Origin of the sequence: Sphingobacterium daejeonense, assembly GCF_901472535.1 — a bacterium.
In the GTDB taxonomy this organism is placed as follows: Bacteria; Bacteroidota; Bacteroidia; order Sphingobacteriales; family Sphingobacteriaceae; genus Sphingobacterium; species Sphingobacterium daejeonense.
This window is the reverse complement of sequence record NZ_LR590470.1, coordinates 1,015,929-1,031,920: the sequence shown is the minus strand read 5'-3', so window position 1 is coordinate 1,031,920 and position 15,992 is coordinate 1,015,929. Positions and strand designations below refer to the sequence as shown.

Annotated in this window: 12 protein-coding genes and 3 pseudogenes; 11 read left to right on the top strand and 4 right to left on the bottom strand. The window is 39.2% G+C overall.

All coding sequences use genetic code 11. The annotated features are described in order from the left end of the window. Positions 1–97: 97 nt before the first annotated feature. Positions 98–1,618 (top strand): annotated as a pseudogene (locus FGL31_RS04975) (IS1182 family transposase); the annotation flags it as partial. A 365-nt stretch (positions 1,619–1,983) separates the two neighbouring features. On the opposite strand, the gene FGL31_RS04970 reads toward FGL31_RS04975, so the two are convergent. Further along, positions 1,984–3,333 (bottom strand): acyl-CoA dehydrogenase family protein, encoded by a 1,350-nt coding sequence (locus FGL31_RS04970; protein ID WP_138089911.1) that lies wholly within the window; start codon positions 3,331–3,333, stop codon positions 1,984–1,986. 226 nt (positions 3,334–3,559) lie between these two features. Between FGL31_RS04970 and FGL31_RS04965 the strand changes: the two genes are divergently transcribed. The 10 genes and pseudogenes from FGL31_RS04965 to FGL31_RS04920 all read left to right on the top strand — a co-directional run bounded on the left by FGL31_RS04965 (position 3,560) and on the right by FGL31_RS04920 (position 12,268). Further along, entirely contained in the window at positions 3,560–3,778 is a 219-nt protein-coding gene (locus FGL31_RS04965) for a hypothetical protein (RefSeq protein WP_138089910.1), read from the top strand. Positions 3,779–4,145: 367 nt separating this feature from the next. Beyond that, positions 4,146–5,496, top strand: a pseudogene (gene purB / locus FGL31_RS04960) (adenylosuccinate lyase). Between the two features lie 75 nt (positions 5,497–5,571). Continuing rightward, on the top strand, positions 5,572–6,126 hold the full coding sequence (locus FGL31_RS04955; protein WP_099369665.1) for a NifU family protein: 555 nt from the start codon (positions 5,572–5,574) through the stop codon (positions 6,124–6,126). 309 nt (positions 6,127–6,435) lie between these two features. Then, positions 6,436–7,284 carry a transketolase gene (locus FGL31_RS04950; RefSeq protein WP_099369664.1) on the top strand — a complete coding sequence of 283 codons (849 nt, stop codon included), beginning with the start codon at positions 6,436–6,438 and terminating at the stop codon, positions 7,282–7,284. Between the two features lie 25 nt (positions 7,285–7,309). Continuing rightward, a complete protein-coding gene (locus tag FGL31_RS04945; protein WP_138089909.1) occupies positions 7,310–8,263 on the top strand; it encodes a transketolase family protein in 954 nt (317 codons plus the stop codon). 13 nt (positions 8,264–8,276) lie between these two features. Then, positions 8,277–8,822: an RNA polymerase sigma factor gene (locus FGL31_RS04940; RefSeq protein ID WP_138089908.1), complete on the top strand. Its 546-nt coding sequence runs from the start codon at positions 8,277–8,279 to the stop codon at positions 8,820–8,822. Then, the gene (locus FGL31_RS04935; RefSeq protein ID WP_232046279.1) at positions 8,806–9,792 is read left to right on the top strand and encodes a hypothetical protein; all 987 of its coding nucleotides are present in this window, start codon (positions 8,806–8,808) and stop codon (positions 9,790–9,792) included. The genes FGL31_RS04940 and FGL31_RS04935 overlap by 17 nt, the downstream gene beginning before the upstream one ends. Next, positions 9,792–10,226, top strand: a complete 435-nt coding sequence (locus FGL31_RS04930) for a hypothetical protein (protein WP_232046278.1) — start codon at positions 9,792–9,794, stop codon at positions 10,224–10,226. The genes FGL31_RS04935 and FGL31_RS04930 overlap by 1 nt, the downstream gene beginning before the upstream one ends. 55 nt (positions 10,227–10,281) lie before the next feature. Next, complete coding sequence (locus tag FGL31_RS04925; protein ID WP_138089906.1) at positions 10,282–11,469, top strand: aspartate aminotransferase family protein; 1,188 nt, start codon at positions 10,282–10,284, stop codon at positions 11,467–11,469. Between the two features lie 43 nt (positions 11,470–11,512). Beyond that, entirely contained in the window at positions 11,513–12,268 is a 756-nt protein-coding gene (locus FGL31_RS04920) for an SGNH/GDSL hydrolase family protein (RefSeq protein WP_138089905.1), read from the top strand. 108 nt (positions 12,269–12,376) lie between these two features. On the opposite strand, the pseudogene FGL31_RS28800 reads toward FGL31_RS04920, so the two are convergent. From FGL31_RS28800 to FGL31_RS04905, 3 genes and pseudogenes are all read right to left on the bottom strand, one after another. After that, a pseudogene (locus tag FGL31_RS28800) lies at positions 12,377–13,562 on the bottom strand (class I SAM-dependent rRNA methyltransferase). A gap of 109 nt (positions 13,563–13,671) precedes the next feature. Further along, entirely contained in the window at positions 13,672–14,979 is a 1,308-nt protein-coding gene (gene thrC, locus FGL31_RS04910) for a threonine synthase (protein WP_138089904.1), read from the bottom strand. 15 nt (positions 14,980–14,994) lie between these two features. Next, positions 14,995–15,987, bottom strand: coding sequence for a homoserine kinase (locus FGL31_RS04905; RefSeq protein WP_099369655.1), 993 nt, complete (start codon positions 15,985–15,987; stop codon positions 14,995–14,997). Positions 15,988–15,992 lie beyond the last annotated feature (5 nt).

The following is a 15,992-nucleotide window of genomic DNA, read 5'->3' as shown; positions in this document are numbered from 1 at the left end:
GTCTCTTAAAAAAATAACCCCGTCATTAAAAAATGGCGGGGTTTTTCTGTTTTTTGTCCTCAAGATTTTGTATCTTAAGGTGCACCCAAAAAACAATATGGCAAACATACAATTCAAAGCGCTTCCATCCAATAGTCCGAGTCTTTTTCCTGAGAATATTTTAGACCGTATCCCCTTGAACCATCCGGTTCGTTTGGTGAGTCAGGTTGTTGACCAGTTGGATCTGGAACATATCATCCGTCAGTATAAAGGCGGAGGCACGACCAGTTTCCATCCCAGGATGCTCATCAAGGTACTGTTCTACGCGTATCTGAGCAATATCTATTCTTGCCGCAAGATCGAGCGCGCCCTGCACGAGAACATCCATTTCATGTGGCTTTCGGGCAACAGTACGCCGGATTACCGTACGATCAATTATTTCAGGGGAAAGCGTCTTAAGGGACAGATACAGGAGCTGTTTGCCAGTATCGTTCGGATGCTGCATGAAATGGAGTATGTCAGCCTGAAAGTCCAGTATGTAGATGGTACCAAGATCGAATCGGCCGCCGGTCGCTATACCTTCGTTTGGAAGAGATCGATCGAGAAGAACAAGGTAAAGCTGGAGGCGAACATCGCTTCGGTCCTTTCGGATATCGATGCACAGATCAGCCAGGACCAATCTTCATTAGGGGATCAGCAAGTCAGCAAGGCCATCGATAGTGCCCAGCTGAAGGAAAAGATCAGAGCGATCAATGCCAAGCTCAAAGGAGTGGATAGATCCACCGATAGGCAGCTGAGGAAGCTTGAAGACGACTATCTGCCCCGATTGCAGAAATATGAGGAGCAACTGGAAGTACTGGGAGATCGCAACAGTTATAGCAAGACCGATACCGATGCCGTGTTTATGCGGATGAAAGAGGACCACATGAAAAATGGCCAGCTTAAACCGGCCTACAATACCCAGATCAGCACCGAAGACCAGTTCATCACCCATTATAGCATCCATCAAACGGCCGCAGATACCACAACCCTGCCCGAACACCTGGAAGGCTTTGAGTCCCATTACGGAAAACAGAGTGAATCCATCGTCGCAGATGCCGGATATGGTAGCGAGCAGAACTACGAGCTGATGGAAGGACAGGGTATAACCGCTTTTGTGAAGTACAATTACTTCCATATGGAACAGAAGCGCAAGCATAAACAGTATCCTTTCTCGGTACAGAACCTATATTACAACCAGCAGGATGACTATTATGTATGTCCGGCCGGACAGAAGCTCAGCTTTATCGGTCATGCAACCAGAGTCAGTGCCAACGGATACACTGCCCGGGTCAGCTCTTACCAGGCTCGGCGATGCGAAGGCTGCCCGATGCGGAGTGGGTGCCATAAAGCTACAGGCGATCGGCTCATTGAAGTGAACCACAGGCTCAATAAGCTCAAGGCTAAAGCCCGGGAAAGACTGCTGTCGGAAGAGGGAATGTACCATCGGAGCAAGCGACCCATAGAAGTGGAAGCCGTTTTCGGTCAGATGAAAAGCAACAACAGGTTTACCCGGTTCACAATGAAAGGTCTGGAGAAGGTCGCTGTGGAATTCGGTTTGATGGCCATTGCCCATAACCTCAGAAAATGGGCAAAAAAGTGGAAAGACAAAGCTTTTATCGGTAAACCAGGTGGCAAAAACTCCCTGTTTGCGATAAATCAAGCCATCAACATGCTGAAAAGTACAAAACATCGACTTGCAGCCTAATATTGCTCATGAAATTATAATGGAGCTCCAGAAAGCTATAAAACAGAAGAAGGTGCCTTTTTAGACACCTTCATTTTTTTTGGACTAGACATTAGACAAAAGACATTAGACATCAGAATTTAGATAGCTCGTTACTTATATAGTTCGTTACTTATAATGCAGAGCAATTACCTTAAAATTTTGAATTGCTGAATATTTAGATTTAAAAATTATATAAGTCTAGTGTCTTGTGTCTCGTGTCTATTGTCTTAATTACCTTATACAAACGCGCTAAACCCAGTAATGCTTCTTCCAACGATCAAAGAGTTTATTTCTTTGGTTCCTTCGTAGGAATAGATTGCTTCGGCATCGGCCAAGAAACGGGCAACATTATATTCTAATAGAATACCATTACCTCCCATTACTTCTCTTGCTTTCGATACTATATCTCGCATTCGGAGCGTACAGAATACTTTCGCTAAGGATGCGTGTTCATCTTTTAGTTTATCGTCATCTTGTAATTCTGATAAGCGGAAAACCAATGTTTGCATTGCTGTAAGATTGGAAAGCATTTCTACAAGATGGTTTTGAATTAATTGGAAAGATGCAATAGGTTTTCCAAACTGTTCTCTTTTTATTGTATAATCTAATGCGTTTTCGTAGGCTCCTCGAGCACATCCTACTGCCATCCAAGCTACACCTGCCCTTGTCATTTGTAGTACCTTTGCGGTGTCTTTAAAGGAATTGGCGTATGGAAGACGGTCAGATTCGGGCACTACGCAATCTGTCAACGTAATCAAACCATTCTGAACGATACGCAGAGCCATCTTATCCTTTATTTTCTCTACAGCAAAGCCTGGATTCTCTTTGCGGACAATAAAACCTTTCACTTGTTGATCATCTAAATCTCTTGCCCAGATAATCGTGATATCAGAAAATGTGGAGTTTCCGATCCATTTTTTCTGCCCATTCAGTAACCATTTGTCACCATCTCGTTTACAAGTTGTCGTTAATCCACCTGCCGTTGCAGAGCCCACTAAAGGTTCTGTAAGGCCAAAGGCACCAATCTTGTTAAGTTGTTGCATTTGAGGGAGCCATTCGTTTTTCTGTTCTTCAGAACCACACATATATATGGATCCCATAGCTAATCCGCTTTGAACACCTAGGAAGGTAGCGATCGAGGGGTCTACCCTGCCAAATTCTGCAGCGATAATACCGTCCATTAAGGAACTTCCCCCAGCGCAGCCATATCCCTCATATACATATCCACATACATTCAATTCCCTAAGCTTAGGAATAATTTCGAACGGGAATTCATCACGCAACCAGTATTTATTTACTAATGGTTTGATTTCAGTTTCAAGAAAGGAACGGACTTTCATCTGCAGGGCTCTGTCTTCCTCCGATAATTTGGCTGAAATATCATAAAAGTCGGCATTGATAGGAGGTGGATCTTTTTTCTTTTTACTTCCTGTCAACATTTTCATGGCCATTTTCAGCTGATTTTCGTCCATTTTAGATACTGCGCCCAAAACTTTTGCTAAATCTACTTTTTTTGATATTTTTTCTAATTGCTCCAAATCCACTGATTTAATGAGCTTTAGGATATTTTTTACCTTATCTAACATATTATTTTTTTAAATATTTAACAGAAATATAACAATTTTTGTGTTTTAATGTTGCAAATCAACAAAACAGTAGTATATTTGCCCTGCCTTTAGAAAAATAATTAAAAACAACACGCTGAATCTCAGCGGGTTTAATAAAAAAATATTATTTCTTGGGTTACCTTTTTAGGTATTGGGTATTAAGATTAAATAAACAAATTTGTTTCAACTAAATAGAAAATTAAAAATGAAAAATTTATTCAAATTCGGATTCTTAGGTTTAGCATTAACTATCGCTGTTGCTTCTTGTAACAACGCTGAAACTAAAACTGAAGAAACAGCTGACTCTTTGTCAAACGTTGTTGATTCAACTACTGAAAACGTAGCTGATTCATTAGAAAACGTAGCTGATTCAGTTCGTGCTACTGGTGATTCAATCTCTGATTCATTGAAAAACGTTCAATAATCCGAACAGATTAAAAAAATACTTCAAAAGCCCGTTTTAGAAACGGGCTTTTGTTGTTTAAGGATAGATGTGGGATATGAGATGTGAGATGTGAGATAGAAAACGTCAAAACTATCTAACTCTAACTTTCCTCCTGTCGCAAATCGCATATCTAACCTCGCATATTTAACCTTCCCCTTTCACCCCTACTGTCTCATATCTCACATCGCAAATCCAACCATATCCATATCTAGTTCCCCTTTCACCCCTACTGTCACAAATCCCATATCTCAAATCTGATCTCCCTTATCACCCCTCCTGTCGCAAATCTCATATCCCATATCTCATATCTATTTCTTATTTTTGCCTTCAAACTAAAAAATACAGAATGACTTTATCAGCATTGACTGCAATCACTCCCATTGATGGCAGATATTACAATACCACAAAAGATCTATCGAATTACTTTTCTGAATTCGCATTAATAAAATACCGCGTTTTAGTGGAGGTTGAATATTTCATTTCCCTTTCGGAATCTGGCATTCAACAATTAGCTCATTTTGATGGCAGCTTAAATGATAAGTTACGCGATATCTATCGCAATTTCAGCTTAGAAGACGCTCAATGGATTAAGGATACCGAGAAAGTAACCAACCATGATGTCAAAGCAGTAGAATATTTTTTGAAAAATGAATTCGAAAAATTAGGTCTCAATGATTCATTGGAGTTTATCCATTTCGGGTTAACTTCTCAGGACATTAACAATACTGCAATACCTTATTCGTGGAAAGCGGCATTGAAAGACGTTTATCAACCAGCAATTAATGAATTGGTTGACGAGCTCAAAAAATTAAGTGCAGAATGGGAAAATGTATCTATGTTGGCTCGTACTCACGGTCAACCGGCTTCACCTACTCGCTTAGGCAAAGAAATCAAAGTTTTCATCGAAAGAATTGAAAAACAATTGAACCTATTGAACCAAGTTCCATTTTCAGCAAAATTCGGAGGTGCAACCGGAAACTTCAATGCACATCACGTTGCTTACCCAGAGAACAATTGGGTTGAGTTTGGAAATAAATTCGTCAATGAGGTCTTAGGATTAGATAGATCACAAACAACGACACAAATAGAACACTACGATAATTTTGCAGCTAGTTGCGATGGCCTAAAACGCATCAATAATATAATGATCGATCTTTGTCGTGATATATGGACTTATATCTCCATGGATTACTTCAAGCAAAAAAATTACGGCAGGTCAAATTGGATCATCTGCAATGCCTCATAAAGTAAACCCAATTGACTTTGAAAATGCTGAAGGAAACTTGGGATTGGCAAATGCGGTGTTCGAACACCTAGCTGCTAAACTTCCGATTTCAAGATTGCAAAGAGATTTAACCGACTCTACTGTCTTGAGAAATATCGGGGTTCCATTTGCTTACACCTTGATCGCTATAAAATCAACTTTAAGGGGATTGAGAAAATTGATTTTGAATGAGTCGGCTTTCCAAGAAGACCTTGAAAACAACTGGGCAGTAGTAGCGGAGGCGATTCAAACTATCCTACGCCGTGAAGGTTATCCAAAACCTTATGAGGCTTTGAAAGATTTAACACGTACAAATACGCATGTGACAAAAGATACTATTGCTGCCTTCGTTGACCAATTAAATGTGAGCGATGAGGTTAAGGAAGAGATTAAATCAATCTCTCCTAGCAATTACACTGGAGTTAAGCTGTAAAGCTTTTACCATGCAATGACGTATCCGAACGGGTATTTACAGTATATTTGTTTTTTCAAATTAGAATTTTAGAACATGGCAACTATTAACGTATATACAGAGAGCACTCCAAATCCTGCTACAATGAAGTTTTTGGTTAATAAATTATTGATCAATGGCAGTTTGGATTATCCTGATAGAGAAAAGGCTCAAGAGTCTGCTTTCGCAAAGGAATTATTCAAGTTCAATTTTGTGAACGGCGTATTCTTTGCCAGCAATTTCGTTACCATTACCAAGACTGATGATGCAGAATGGTCTGATATCGAAGCCTTATTGAAGGAGTTTGTGAAAGGTGCTGTTGAGTCAGAACTTGCTGTAAAACCTATCGAACATTCAGAAGATGTGGTTTTCGAAGGATCTGATGTTGAAGTTAAGATTCAACAAGTATTGCATGATTATGTACGCCCAGCGGTAGAACAAGATGGTGGTGCGATTGCATACAAATCTTTCGAAGATGGCAAAGTAACCGTTGAACTTAGAGGTTCATGTTCAGGATGTCCTTCTTCAACAATTACCCTTAAAGCAGGTATCGAAGGTTTGTTGAAGCGTATGGTGCCAGAAGTAGAAGAAGTGGTAGCAGAAGCAATGTAATTATATTTGCTAAAACATAGATAAAGAATTAAAGAGCTTGGGAATAATTACCCAGGCTCTTTTTTTATGGATTTAATTCTTCTACAATCCATTCCAAAATCCAAAACCTTCCTTATTTTTTAACTTATGTCTAGTCATTATCCATAAGTGCAAATTATCTGAACTCAAATGTTTCAGCATTTTCTATCTCAAAACCCAAATCTCAAATCACACATCCAGCTCCTTAATTAAATAATTCAGTTTAAGCCCCTGTAGTCCATTAAAAATCATTAACTTTATCCGCAAATTATCGAAATATTATACTTTAAAATGAGTGCAGACATAAACAAACTTGAACAAATCGCTTCACAAGTAAGAAGAGACATCGTTCGTATGGTACATGCATGTCAATCAGGTCACCCAGGAGGTTCTTTGGGCTGTACTGATTATTTCGTTGCATTGTATTTTCATGCGATGAAGCATGATCCATCATTTAACATGGATGGTATTGGGGAAGATATATTCTTCTTATCAAACGGTCACATTTCACCTGTTTTCTACAGTACATTGGCAAGAGCTGGATATTTTCCAGTGAGCGAATTGTCAACTTTCAGAAAGATTGATTCACGTCTTCAAGGCCACCCTACTACACATGAGCACCTTCCAGGTATCCGTGTAGCTTCAGGTTCTTTAGGACAAGGGTTATCTGTTGCTTTAGGTGCAGCGCAAGCTAAAAAGTTGAACAAAGACAACAATTTAGTTTATGTATTGATGGGTGACGGCGAATTGCAAGAAGGTCAAGTTTGGGAAGCAGCGATGTATGCTCCTCACAATAAAGTAGACAATATTATTGCTGCTGTTGACTACAACCGTGCACAAATCGATGGTTCTACGGACCAAGTACTTTCATTAGGAAACCTACGTGCTAAGTGGGAAGCTTTCGGATGGGATGTTCTAGAGGTGGACAATGGTAACAACATGGCAGCAGTAATTGCTGGCTTGGACGAGGCTAAATCTCGTACTGGCAAAGGAAAACCAGTTATTATCCTATTGCACACTGAAATGGGCTCAGGTGTAGATTTCATGATGGGATCTCACAAATGGCATGGTGTTGCTCCAAATGATGAGCAATTAGAATCAGCTTTAAACCAAATCCCTAGAACCATAGGTGATTATTAATATTCTTTAGACGTTAGTTTTTGTAATGAAAAAATATACATACACAGAATCAAAAGATACACGTTCAGGTTTCGGAGCCGGTTTATTAGAAGCTGGTCAACAAAATGAGAACGTAGTAGCCTTATGTGCTGACTTAATCGGTTCATTAAAAATGAACGACTTTATAAAAGCATTCCCTGAGCGCTTCTTCCAAATCGGTATTGCGGAAGCAAACATGATGGGTATCGCTGCAGGTCTTACTATCGGTGGTAAGATTCCTTTCACTGGTACATTCGCAAACTTCTCTACTGGTCGTGTTTACGACCAAATCCGTCAATCAATTGCGTATTCAGACAAAAATGTGAAAATCTGTGCTTCGCACGCTGGTTTGACGCTTGGAGAAGATGGTGCAACTCACCAAATCCTTGAGGATATCGGTTTGATGAAAATGTTGCCAGGCATGACAGTTATTAACCCTTGCGACTTCAACCAAACAAAAGCAGCAACAATTGCGTTAGTAGACCATGAAGGACCTGCTTATTTGCGTTTTGGCCGCCCTGTAGTTCCTAACTTCACTCCTGCTGATCAAAAATTCGAAATTGGCAAGGCAATCATGTTGAATGAAGGAACTGATGTTACTATCATCGCTACAGGTCACTTAGTATGGGAAGCAATCCAAGCTGGTGAGGAATTAGAAAAATTAGGCATCAATGCTGAAATCATCAATATCCACACCATTAAACCTTTGGATGAAGAAGCTATACTTAAGTCGGTTACAAAAACAGGATGTGTAGTTACTGCTGAAGAACATAACCGCTTAGGTGGTCTTGGTGACAGTGTGGCTCAATTTTTGGCTAAGAAATTACCAACTCCGCAAGAGTACGTGGCAGTAGACGATAGCTTTGGTGAATCGGGTACTCCAGCACAATTGATGGAGAAATACGGTCTAAATGCTGCAAATATTGTTAATGCAGTACGTAAAGTAATTACAAGAAAATAACAAACAACTATCTATGGAAGATTCCCTGATAATAGCAAAGTTTGCGGATGAGAAAACTCGTGAGGAGGCTTTCCGTTTACTGCTAAATAAATATCAGCAAAAGATTTATTGGCATGTCAGAAGAATGGTCATTGACCACGATGATGCTGATGATGTTGTACAAGATATATTTATCAAAGTATGGCGTAATCTTGAGAAATTCAGGGAAGATTCTCAGTTGTATACTTGGTTATACCGCATTGCAACCAATGAGTGTATCACCTTCTTGAACAAGAAAAAACAAAAGCAGAGTGTTTCATTGGATGATGAAAACTCTGCTTATTTATCTGATTCCTTGGCAGACGGTGCTTATTTCAATGGTGACAAAGCGCAAATGAAATTACAACAGGCATTATTAACCTTGCCTGATAAACAACGATTGGTATTTAACATGAAATATTTTGAAGATATGAAGTATGAAGAAATATCAGAAGTGTTGGGAACAAGTGTAGGAGCATTAAAAGCTTCATACCATTTAGCAGTTAAAAAAATAGAGAACTTTTTTGCCTCAAACGATTAAACCTTTTGACGCAAAATCTATCTATTATGGTACTATGAAAGAAAATAACACATATTACGAAAACTTAGGAGACAATCAACTACCTAACTCGTTGCGTGTCAACCCTTTCATTGTACCTGAAAATTACTTTGAAAAGCTAGCCGAAAGAAGTTTATTCTTTGCTAAATTGGATCAAATTTCAGACACAGGAAAAATAGGATTGAGCACACCAAAAGGATTCTTCGAACAACAAGAATCCCAATTGTTAGGTCAGATTAAGATCGAGCAATTCAAGGATGCCGAAACATTCTCCGTACCTGATCAATATTTTGACCAAATGAGCGACCAAATCCTTGCCCAAGTGAAAATCGAGGGGATCAAAGAATTGGAAAATGAAGAAGTTCCTACGGGTTACTTTGATGACTTAACTGCTCGAATTCTGAATAGAATTGAAGAAGAAGAGTTAACACTAGAAATTGCAGAACCAGGATTTACAGTTCCAGAAGGTTATTTTGAACAAGCCGATGATCAAATCATGGCTTCAATTTATACCGAAGAACTGAAAACTCAAGTTCAGACTGAAGGATTTGAAGTACCTGCGGGATATTTCGACCAAATGTCTGCTGCAATCCTTGACAAAGTTCAGGACAAGAAGGTTATACAATTGCCTTCACGTGATGAGTCTAAAACTTCAGATTCTAGGAAGAAAGGGAAAGTCTATGCTTGGTTAACTTCAGCAGCAGCAGCTTGTGTGGCAGCTGTAATCGGAGTGTCTGTGTACAATGCAGATAATAACCAACCCATGGAAGCGGAACAGTTGTCGTTGAATGAAATTCCTGAAGAAGAAATCATCAACTACCTGTCAAACTACAGCGATGCTTCGGATCTAGAGTACTATGCAGAGTACATCTATCAACCAGAAGAATCTAAAGGCGTAGGGTCGGGAATTGATAAAGACGTTTTAGAAGATTACTTAAATTATACTTTATAATGATTCGTTTAAAACATATTATTTCAACGCTTTTTTTGATTTGGATAGCTTGTTTTGTTGCGAATGGACAGTCTCGCCAAGAAAGGTTTGAACAAATTGAGAACCAAAAAACGGCATATATTACCAAACAATTGAGACTGACTCCTACTGAAGCGCAAAAATTCTTTCCATTATACAATCAGTATACGAAAGAAATTAGAAGTGTCAAATCAAAAAAATCAAGAGGCAATCAAATTGATCGCACAAGAGGTAATTCGTTCAGACCAGGAAATGATGCAATCGAATTCGACGCTCAAGAAGTAGATATCAAGAAAAAATACAGAGCCAAGTTCGCAGATGTTGTAGGCCAGTCCCGAGCATCACAATTCTTCTCTGTAGAACAAGAATTTATAGAACTGCTATATAAAGAACTTAATAGCAGAAGACAACATTAAAGAAAGAAGCTCAAATATTAGAGCTTCTTTTTTTTATCCCTATCTTTGCCCAATCATGATTAGCAATAGAGAACTTTTCCTAAAAAACACCGCTCAGACTTCCAACTCACCACGATTATTAGAAATTGAACGCGCCGAAGGCGTTTATCTTTATGGTCCAAACGGTGAGAAATATATGGACTTGGTTTCAGGATTTAATGTAAGCAACATTGGGCATAGACATCCAAAGGTTTTAGAAGCCATTCAAGATCAACTGGATCGATTTATGCATGTCACGGTCTATGGAGAGTTTGTTCAAGCTCCACAAGTCCAGCTGGCAACAGAATTATTGGAAGTACTTCCAAATTCATTTCAATCCGTATATTTCACCAATTCCGGAGCTGAAGCTGTGGAAGGTTCGATGAAAATTGCTAAAAAATATACCGGCAGACGTCAGATAATTGCAGCAAAACATGCTTATCATGGCAGTACCCAAGGTGCACTTAGCTTAATTGGCAATGATGAATATAGAGCATCCTATGCTCCCCTACTTCCAGAGATATCATTTATTGAGTTCAACAATATCGATGACCTAGCCAACATTACCGAAAATACCGCAGCAGTAATTGTTGAAGCGGTTCAAGGTGAAGCAGGTGTAAGAGTTCCTTCAAAGGAATATATGCAAGCTTTAAGGCAAAAATGTACAGAAACAGGGACTCTTTTAATTTTCGACGAAATTCAAACTGGATTCGGTAGAACAGGAAAACTATTTGCCTTCGAACACTTCGAGATTATTCCAGATATTTTGATGCTAGCAAAAGGAATCGGCGGTGGAATGCCTCTCGGAGCTTTTGTCGCACCAAAAGAAATCATGGATGTTATAAAAGATAACCCTATGCTTGGACACATCACGACTTTCGGTGGACATCCCGTAAGTTGTGCTGCAGCAAGAGCCTCCCTACAAGTTATTCAAGAAGAGAACCTAATTCAGGATGTTGAAAGGAAAGCAAACTTGTTCAGGTCTGAATTGAATATCCCTCAAATCAAAGAAATCCGCGGTTTGGGGCTTATGATGTGCCTACAGCTGGAAAACTTTGACCAAGTATATCAGGTCAGCAATTATTGTGCAAACCAAGGATTGATCATCGATTGGTATTTACATTGTGAAACAGCCTTGCGAATAGCACCACCATTGACAATTTCTAATCAGCAGATCATTGAATCTTGTAAAATAATTAAGGCAGGAATTGCCAAATTCTGTTAGAATAATTAAATTGCTTATACAATATCAACCTATATAAGCAAAAATGGATAATAGAAGAGATTTTTTAAAGAAGAGCTTGTTGACACTTGGAGCAGCTGGCTTAGGAACATCATTGGCTAGTGCCATTGACTTTTCAACAGGGGCCAAAGCAAAATTAAGCATTAACAAAGGGGATGTCATTTTATTTCAAGGTGATTCCATAACCGATGCTGGACGGAACAAGCAAAATTTAAAACCTAATGATGGCAATGCCTTCGGCAATGGATATGCCTTTATGGCTGCGAGCACTCTTCTTAATAAGTATGCAGATAAAGACATTAAAGTTTATAACAGGGGGATTAGCGGTAACCGCGTTCCAGACCTAATTAATCGTTGGCAAGAGGATGCCCTAGATATTAAACCTAATATTTTGAGCATTATGATCGGCGTCAATGATTTTTGGAGAACAATGGATAGCGGCGCTAAAAACACACCCGCCGAGTATAAAGCCCAATATAAACAATTACTGGACTCAACAAAATCAGCATTGCCAAATGTAAAATTGATTATCATCGAACCATTTGGAGTGAAAAATGTAAAACATGTAACTGATGCTTGGTTCCCTGAATTCCCAAAATATCAAAATGTCGCAAAAGAGATAGCCCAAGAATATGGCGCGATCTTCCTTCCATACCAACAAATTTTTGACCAAGGATTGAAAAGAAATAGCGACGGTGGTTATTGGACAACCGACGGAGTTCATACAACAATGGCTGGAGCAAATCTGATGGCTGAGGCATGGTTGAACCTAATCAAGTAATATACGAAGAGAGCATCATAAAATATAAATCTTATATAAAGAAAAACAGGTTGGAACATTATCCAACCTGTTTTTCTTTATCAAAATATTTTAGATGAAAGCGGATGTTTAGACAACCCTTACCAACAATCCTTTCAGATATTCTCCTTCTGGAAAAGATGCTCTTACGGGATGATCTTCAGGCTGGCAATACTGGTAGATAAATTGTATTTCCTTACCTGCATCCAATGCTGCCCATGCAATAACCTGCTTGAAGGTTTCAACATCCATAGCACCAGAACATGAAAAAGTAGCTAACAACCCGCCACTGTTCAATAGCATTAAGCCCCGTCTGTTCAAATCCTTGTAAGCTCGGGAAGCTTTTTCAAGAGCGGCCCTTGATGGCGCATATTTGGGAGGGTCTAAAACAATAAGGTCAAATTTCTCTCCCTGTTCCCCTAATTCTCGCAGGTATTTATTAACATCTGATTGAACAGCAACATGATTTTTACTGTCGAATCCATTGATTTTTATATTATTGTTTAATGTTTCGATGGCCAATGCCGAGCTGTCAACTGAGGTTACAGAACTTGCTCCCTCGCGAAATGCATTTAAGGTAAATCCTCCTGAATAGCTAAAACAATCCAACACTTTTTTTGCCATGTACATACTTTGCAGTGATGGCACGGTTCTCACGTTGATCACAGTAGAAACCAGATTTCTGTCCTTCAACGATATTGACTTGATAATGAATCCCATTTTCAATAATATCGACGAATTCTGGAGGTACATCTCCAAATAATTTCCCATTGGTATCGGGAAGCCCTTCATATTCTCTCGATTTCATGTCGCTGCGCTCATATATTCCTTTGGGTTCAAGCAATTGAGCCAATTCGTCTATGATGATATCCTTGACCCGCTCAATACCCGCAGAGTGGATTTGGACTGAAATATAATCTGCATATTTATCAGCTATTAATCCTGGAAGGAAATCTGCCTCTGCAAAGATTAACCGCACTGTATTGTTTTGGTCGGTCAATAGACTTAAACGATTATTTACAGACTTCTTGACACGATTCCGCCACCATTGCTCGTCAATCTCATTTCGAGGATCCCATTCCAATAAACGGACTGCAACCCTGGAATTTCCATTGTACATACCATAGGCAATAAACTCATCTTCTATATTGTAAACAGAAACGATATCTCCATTTTGTGGTTTGCCAAGAGCCTTTGAAATAGCTCCAGAAAAAACCCATGGGTGCAATTGCCAAGCGGCTTTATCCTTTCCTTTGTTCAGGATTATTTTATTCATGAATGCAAAAATAAATAGAATTGGAAGAAAATATTTAATCCGCAAATAAAAAAGGCAGAATAAAATTTATTCCGCCTTCCTTTTCTACTTAGATTAATAGAGGATTGGTTTAATTGTTTCTTATTAAATAGTCCTTGAAAGCAGCGTAATCCACTTCCAGGTCTTCAGCTAGTTTCGGTTTGCCATGTAGGTTTTCTGCTCCAACAGGCAATTTTACTTGTTTGTAAACATCAGAATCTATTGCCTCAGGGAATTTGCATGGATGCGCAGTCGAAAGAAAAACAGAAGCGTACTCACCTGGATACTCCTTTCGATAAGCCTCAGATGCTAGATAAGCTATGGCTGTATGTGGACAAGCAACATATTTGTATTTATTAAATAATTCGCCCATACCCACTTTTGTTTCTTCATCCGTATAAGTATATGAGCTGACCATACCTTTCAATTCTTCAAAATTATTTTCAAATAAATCCTGAATACGAACCCAATTACTAGGATTCCCAACATCCATAGCATTTGCTAAAGTTTGTATCGAAGCTTTTGGTTCATAAGCTCCTGAATTCAAAAACCTCGGAACAGTATCATTAACATTCGTTCCTGCAACAAAATGAGAAACAGGCAAGCCCATTTTATACGCTAATAGGCCAGCCCCAATATTTCCAAAATTTCCACTTGGCACTGTAAAAACAACCTCATTCAATCCTTGGGATTTTAATTGAGCGTAAGCCCAGAAATAGTAGAATGTTTGAGGGATTAATCTCGCAATATTAATTGAGTTAGCTGAAGTCAATCTCAGTTTCTGGTTAAGCTCAGGATCATTGAACGCTTGCTTGACTAATGCCTGGCAATCATCAAAGGTTCCATCAACTTCCAATGCTCTTATATTTTGTCCATTCGTTGTCAACTGCTCTTCTTGCACCTTTGATACTTTTCCTTTTGGATACAATATGGTTACACGAGTACCCTCTACTCCAAGAAACCCCAATGCTACGGCTCCCCCGGTATCACCAGAGGTAGCCACCAACACATCTAATAATTGGTCACCTTTATTGGAAAAATAACCCATTACTCGGCTCATAAATCGTGCTCCAAAATCTTTGAAGGCATAAGAAGGACCGTGAAACAATTCCAAGACTGCCGTTTCCGAATTTAAAAAAACCAATGGAGCATCAAAATTAATCGCTTCATTGATAATCTTCTTGAGGTCATCCGCAGGAATATCCTTGCCTATGATGGCATTGGCAATTTGAAAAGCAATCTCCTGAAAAGAATATTGTTGTATGTTTTTTATAAAATAAGGATCCAATTGAGGAATTGCCTCGGGCATATATAACCCTTTATCCTGAGGCAATGAGTTGAATACAGCCTCTTGAAAGGAAACTCTTAAGTCTTTATTGTTAGTACTGTAAAATTGCATTTTGTTAGGTTTAGATTAAGATAAAACTTTTGGGCCTTCTGCATTAACCGCAGAAACAAATTGTAAACTCTCGATGCCATTTGCGGTCAAGTGTTCTTGAATCCGGTCGACTGCTAGTTGGGCTGCTTCAAAACCTTTACTAATAGCAACGACAGAAGGTCCTGAACCTGATATACCAAAGCTCAAAACACCTGAATCCATCGCAATTCGTTTCATTTCATAGAATTCCGGGATAAGGATAGCGCGAGTTGGTTCAATCAGTACATCATGCATGCTTCTGCTGATCAACTCATAATCATTGCGGTACAAGCCAGATACAAGGCCAGCAATGTTTCCCCATTGAACTACTGCATCCTTTAGGGAGACCTTTTCCTTGATCAATTGTCTGGCATCTCTCGTTGGCACATCAACCTGTGGAAACACTATCCCAGCAACCAATTGGTCAGGTACAGGCAAATTTATTATATCCAATGGTTGGGAACCACGGATCAATGTTATCCCCCCCATTAGGGCAGGAGCAACATTGTCTGCATGACCATGTCCACAAGCAAGTCTTTCACCTTCAACACAGAATGGCATTAATTCATCCTTTGTTAATGGATTACCTAGTAAGGTATTGATGGCAAATAAGCCAGCTACGGTACTTGCAGAACTCGACCCCAAACCACTTCCAATGGGCATATGCTTTGTTAATTCTATCTCAACTCCAATTTCAGTTTCTAGACCAAGATGGGCCAAGAGCATCATTACACAAGCACTTACTGTATTTTTATCCGGATCTAGAGGCAAACGGCCATCATCTCCTTTTATTGAACGGATCCTTACACCAGGATTACCAACCCTTTGCATATACACCTCGTCGCCAGGCTTGTCAACGGCAAAACCAAGAATATCAAATCCACAGATCATATTAGCTACGGTTGCTGGGGCAAATACCCTAACTTCATCTAGCCAGTGATCTTGATTTATTTTGCTTTGCTTATTTAATACTTGTTCAGGATTTGACATTTTTT

What these genes read in the sequence shown, in the direction of transcription:
- FGL31_RS04970 (WP_138089911.1), bottom strand. Translation starts at nt 3,333, where the DNA reads ATGTTAGATAAGGTAAAAAATATCCTAAAGCTCATTAAATCAGTGGAT.
- FGL31_RS04965 (WP_138089910.1), top strand. Translation starts at nt 3,560, where the DNA reads ATGAAAAATTTATTCAAATTCGGATTCTTAGGTTTAGCATTAACTATC.
- FGL31_RS04955 (WP_099369665.1), top strand. Translation starts at nt 5,572, where the DNA reads ATGGCAACTATTAACGTATATACAGAGAGCACTCCAAATCCTGCTACA.
- FGL31_RS04950 (WP_099369664.1), top strand. Translation starts at nt 6,436, where the DNA reads ATGAGTGCAGACATAAACAAACTTGAACAAATCGCTTCACAAGTAAGA.
- FGL31_RS04945 (WP_138089909.1), top strand. Translation starts at nt 7,310, where the DNA reads ATGAAAAAATATACATACACAGAATCAAAAGATACACGTTCAGGTTTC.
- FGL31_RS04940 (WP_138089908.1), top strand. Translation starts at nt 8,277, where the DNA reads ATGGAAGATTCCCTGATAATAGCAAAGTTTGCGGATGAGAAAACTCGT.
- FGL31_RS04930 (WP_232046278.1), top strand. Translation starts at nt 9,792, where the DNA reads ATGATTCGTTTAAAACATATTATTTCAACGCTTTTTTTGATTTGGATA.
- FGL31_RS04925 (WP_138089906.1), top strand. Translation starts at nt 10,282, where the DNA reads ATGATTAGCAATAGAGAACTTTTCCTAAAAAACACCGCTCAGACTTCC.
- FGL31_RS04920 (WP_138089905.1), top strand. Translation starts at nt 11,513, where the DNA reads ATGGATAATAGAAGAGATTTTTTAAAGAAGAGCTTGTTGACACTTGGA.
- thrC (WP_138089904.1), bottom strand. Translation starts at nt 14,979, where the DNA reads ATGCAATTTTACAGTACTAACAATAAAGACTTAAGAGTTTCCTTTCAA.
- FGL31_RS04905 (WP_099369655.1), bottom strand. Translation starts at nt 15,987, where the DNA reads ATGTCAAATCCTGAACAAGTATTAAATAAGCAAAGCAAAATAAATCAA.